Origin of the sequence: Streptomyces sp. DvalAA-14 (assembly GCF_900091855.1) — a bacterium.
Lineage (GTDB): Bacteria > Actinomycetota > Actinomycetes > Streptomycetales > Streptomycetaceae > Actinacidiphila.
Genome location: NZ_FMCH01000262.1, coordinates 1 through 3,987, shown reverse-complemented (window position 1 = coordinate 3,987; position 3,987 = coordinate 1). Strand labels below are relative to the sequence as shown.

4 protein-coding genes are annotated in these 3,987 nt (G+C 70.5%); 3 read left to right on the top strand and 1 reads right to left on the bottom strand.

Annotated features, from left to right (window positions below):
- Positions 1-81: 81 nt before the first annotated feature.
- Positions 82-1,107, bottom strand: a complete 1,026-nt coding sequence (locus GA0115240_RS13525) for a C40 family peptidase (protein ID WP_093736925.1) — start codon at positions 1,105-1,107, stop codon at positions 82-84.
- A gap of 285 nt (positions 1,108-1,392) precedes the next feature.
- On the opposite strand from GA0115240_RS13525, the gene GA0115240_RS13520 reads away from it, so the two are divergent.
- The 3 genes from GA0115240_RS13520 to GA0115240_RS13510 form a co-directional block, all read left to right on the top strand.
- Entirely contained in the window at positions 1,393-1,701 is a 309-nt protein-coding gene (locus GA0115240_RS13520; RefSeq protein WP_093736924.1) for a hypothetical protein, read from the top strand.
- 190 nt (positions 1,702-1,891) lie between these two features.
- Positions 1,892-2,743 (top strand): hypothetical protein, encoded by an 852-nt coding sequence (locus GA0115240_RS13515; protein ID WP_093736923.1) that lies wholly within the window; start codon positions 1,892-1,894, stop codon positions 2,741-2,743.
- A gap of 151 nt (positions 2,744-2,894) precedes the next feature.
- Positions 2,895-3,987 (top strand): hypothetical protein (locus GA0115240_RS13510; RefSeq protein ID WP_370673333.1); only part of this gene is annotated, 1,093 nt, incomplete at its 3' end.

Below are 3,987 nucleotides of genomic sequence, written 5' to 3'. Positions count from 1 at the left end.
CCAAATTCGCGGCGGGGCCGCCACACCCGCCGCACCCGCGCACCCGCCGCCGGGCGCCGGGCGCCGGGCGCCGGGCGAGTCTCAGACCGCTCCGGCCCCGGCGCCCGCCCCCGCCGCCGTCGTCGGCAGCGCCTGCGCGCCCGCCTGGGTGACCCGGGTCGCCCCGATGTAGTCCGGCGAGTCGATCGGGTCGAAGCGGATCACCGCCCCGGTGTGCGGCGCGTCGATCATGTACCCGCCGCCGACGTAGATGCCCACGTGGTGAATGGACCGCGGGTCGTTGAGGTCGTACGCGAAGAACACCAGGTCTCCGGGCAGGAGTTCGGCCCGGCTCGGGTGCGGTCCCGCGTTCCACTGGTCGTTGGCGACGCGCGGCAGCGCGATGCCCACCGAGTGGTAGGAGGCCTGCGTCAGGCCCGAGCAGTCGAAGCGGCCGCCCTGCGCCGCAGTGCCCTCGCCGCCCCACAAGTACGGCTTGCCGAGCTGCTGCTGGGCGTAGTAGATCGCGGCCGCCGCCAGTTGCGACGGCGCCACCGACCCGATCGGCGCGGCGAAGCTCTTCTCCAGGGTGCGGATGGTCTTCACGTAGTTCTGCGTCTCGGGGTACGGCGGGATGCCGCCGGCCGTTATCACCGCGTACGCGCCCGCGTTGTAGGAGGCGAGCATGTTGTCGGTGTTGTTCCCCGGNACGTTCTTCACATAGGACGCCAACTCGCAGTCGTAGCTTGCCGCCGAGGGGATCGCGTCCTGCGGGTCCCAGACGTCCGCCTTGCCGTCGTCGTTGCCGTCCAGGCCGTGCGTGGCCCAGGTGCCCGGGATGAACTGCGCTATTCCCTGCGCGTCGGCGGGGCTCTGCGCCTGGGCGTTCCACCCGCTCTCCTGGTAGAGCTGGGCGGCCAGCAGCGCCGGATTGAGCGCGGGGCAGAGATTGCCCCACTTCAGGACGATCGACTGGTAAATGGCCGGTACGGCGCCCTTGGCCAGGGTGACCGCGCCGCCGTTCTTGGCGAGGTCGGCCGCGGCCGAGAAGGTGCCGACCACCAGGAGGGCCAGGAACGAAAGGCACAGGCCCACACCGACGATGACGGTGAGCCAGACTTTGCGCACGGCCGCCCGTTCCTTCCGTTCGCGTTCCGCGTCCCAGGTCCCGTACGTTGTCGTACGTTCCCGATCGTTGCCCTACGGTCACTCTCGTGATACACAGAGTAGTCGTGTACGTCCTTCGAACACCGGTCCGCCAACCAGTCTGACGGCTGCGGGCCGATTTGCACGGCCGATCCGCCGAGAAAGTCGTCGAGTCGACATGCAACAGCGGAATCCTCCGTCAGACTGGGTCCTGGCCCCTTGCGCCCCGGCGAGGGAGTCAACTGATCGAGCGGGGTGGTGACTTACATGTTCCTGGCAGCCGCGAAGGGCGACATCAACACCATCATCGGTGGCATCGCGCCCGACTGGGGACCCTTCGGGTCCTTGGGCAATGAAGCACGGGTGATGATTGAGGTGGTCATGGCAACAGCGATTCTGCTGTGCATGGCCATCGCGATCTGGGGTGCGGCGAAACAGCGAATCGGCGCGACGGCGCTGCGCGACACCTTCAGCGCGGAGCAGGGCAAGGGGTTGATCATCGCCGGGCTGACCGGGGTGTTCATCATCGGCTCCCTGGGCACCCTGTTCACCATCGTGTACGGGATGGCCGTGTAGCCCCGCGAGGAGCCCGGTCGCCCAGCCGGTACCGGTCCCGCCCGGTACCTACGCTCTCGTCCCGGAGCCTGTCCCGGCTCCGCCTTCCCTTCCGAGGCTGCGTGCTGATGCCCACTCAACCAAGCAGCGGTGCCGTCCGCTTCCCGCGTCGCTGCGGCGTACCCGCGGCGGCCCAGGGGGCGACCGCGCGATGAGTCTCGGCCAGGACGGACCCTCGACCCGGACCCGGATGCCCGAGGGGCACGCGGGCCACGGCGGCCCCGGCCGCCGGCCCCAGCCCCGACGCGCCCTGGTGACGGTGGTGGGCATCGTGGTGCTGCTCATCGCCGCGATCGCGTTCGCCAACCGCGGCGGCCAGCACTCGCCGTCGACAGGGACGGGTGCGGGTACGGGCACGGCCGGCGGAAGCAGCTCCGACGCCGCGTCGGGCGCCGGAGGCCCGGCCGCCTCCACCACCGCCCCCTCCGGCCAGCGTCCCGTCACCGGCAAGTCCGCCGCGGGCATCCCGTCGGGCTTCGCCCACACCGCGGAAGGGGCCCAGTCCGCCGCGGCGAACTACGCGGTGGCGCTCGGGGGGGTGGACATGTTCAATGCGGACCGGCGGCACCAGATCGTCAGCGCCGTCTACGCCGCCGAGGTGGCGTCCTCGTCGCAGAGCGAGCTCGACAAGGCCTATTCCGACCCGACGTTCCTGAACCGGATCGGCCTCCAGCCGGACGGTGCCGCTCCCAGCGGCATGACGTTCGTGTCCCGCACCAACCCCGTGGGCGCCAAAGCGGACCGGTACGACACCGACAGCGCGACGGTGAGTGTCTGGTACTCGTCGCTGTTCGGTCTCGCGGGCGAGGGCTCGACCAATCCGGTCACCGAGAGCTGGTTCACCAACACCTTCGAGATGAAGTGGACCGCGGGAGACTGGAAGATCACCGGCTTCCAGCAAAAGGACGGCCCCGCACCCGTGGGACGGGACCAGGCGGCGTCCTCGGCCAAGGACATGTCCGACGCAGTGAGCGGGTTCGGAGGCTTCACCTATGCCCGATAGGCCGGCACCCCCGCTCAGCGTTCCGTCGGGTCCACCCGCCGGTTCCCCTCCCGCGCATTCGGTCGGCAAGCCGCCGGACCGGCGCGCGCGACGCATCGCTCCGCGGGCCCTCACGCTCGCCGCCGTCCTGACAGCCGCCCAGACCACGGCGGTGCTGCTGGCCACGCGCGTCATGGCGGCTCCGGGCGCACCGACACCGTCCGCCAAGGGCGCCCCCTCCAGCGACCCGTGCGACCTCATTCGCGGACCGGCCAGGGACTACTGCACCAAGGGCAACCCCGGCGCCCCGGCCAAGGGAACCAATCCGGTCGACTCCCTCGACCCCCTCACCTCCCTCGGCAAAGGCTGCGCCACCGCCGCCGCCTGGACGATCGGCAAGCTCTCCACCGCCGTCACCAGGACGACGCAGGTCGACTTCACCAACACCGCCTTCCTCCGGCAGTACGCCGTCGTCTTCGCCGCCTCGACGATCCTGACGCTGGTGCTGTGGCTGCTCGCGGTGGCCAAGCGGGCCGTGCGCGGGGTGCCGCTGACCGAGGCGATCACCGAAGCGGTCGGGTTCTTGTGGCTGACGGTGCTGGCGTCGGCGTTCACGCCGCTGATCCTGTACACGGTGGTCTCGGCGACCGACGCGGTGACGGACGTGATCTCCTCGGGGACGAAGTCCAACACCGACGTGTTCTTCGGCTCGTTCTCCGGCGCCCTCACCAAGGGCACCGACATCGGCGGCGGCCCCGTCATGCTGATCCTGGTGTCGCTGGTGTCCGTGGTGGCGGCCGGGGTGCTGTGGCTGGAGCTGGTGATCCGGGCCGCGCTGCTCTACGTGGGCGCGCTGCTGGGCACCGCGGTGTACGCCGGTCTGGTCGACAAGAACATGTGGCACAACGTGCGCCGCTGGGCCGGGATCATGATCGCGGTGATCATGGTGAAGCCGGTGATCGTGATCGTGCTGGGGCTGGCCGGCGCCCTGTCGTCGAGCGACAACGGGCCGGACGCGTTCTCCGCGGTGGTGTCGGGCCTGGCCATCATCCTGCTGGCGATCTTCGCCAGCTTCATGATCTACCGTTTCGTGCCCGGCTTCGGCGACGACGTGGTGAATCTGCGCAACGGCCGCAAGTCGGCCGGCGGCCAGAGCGGCGCCGCCGCCGTGATCTCCTCGCCGGCCACCTTGGTCAAGCAGGGCATCAAGACGCACAGCGCCCGCGGCGGCCCGCAGGAGCAGGCCCAGGGCGGCGGCCAGCCGG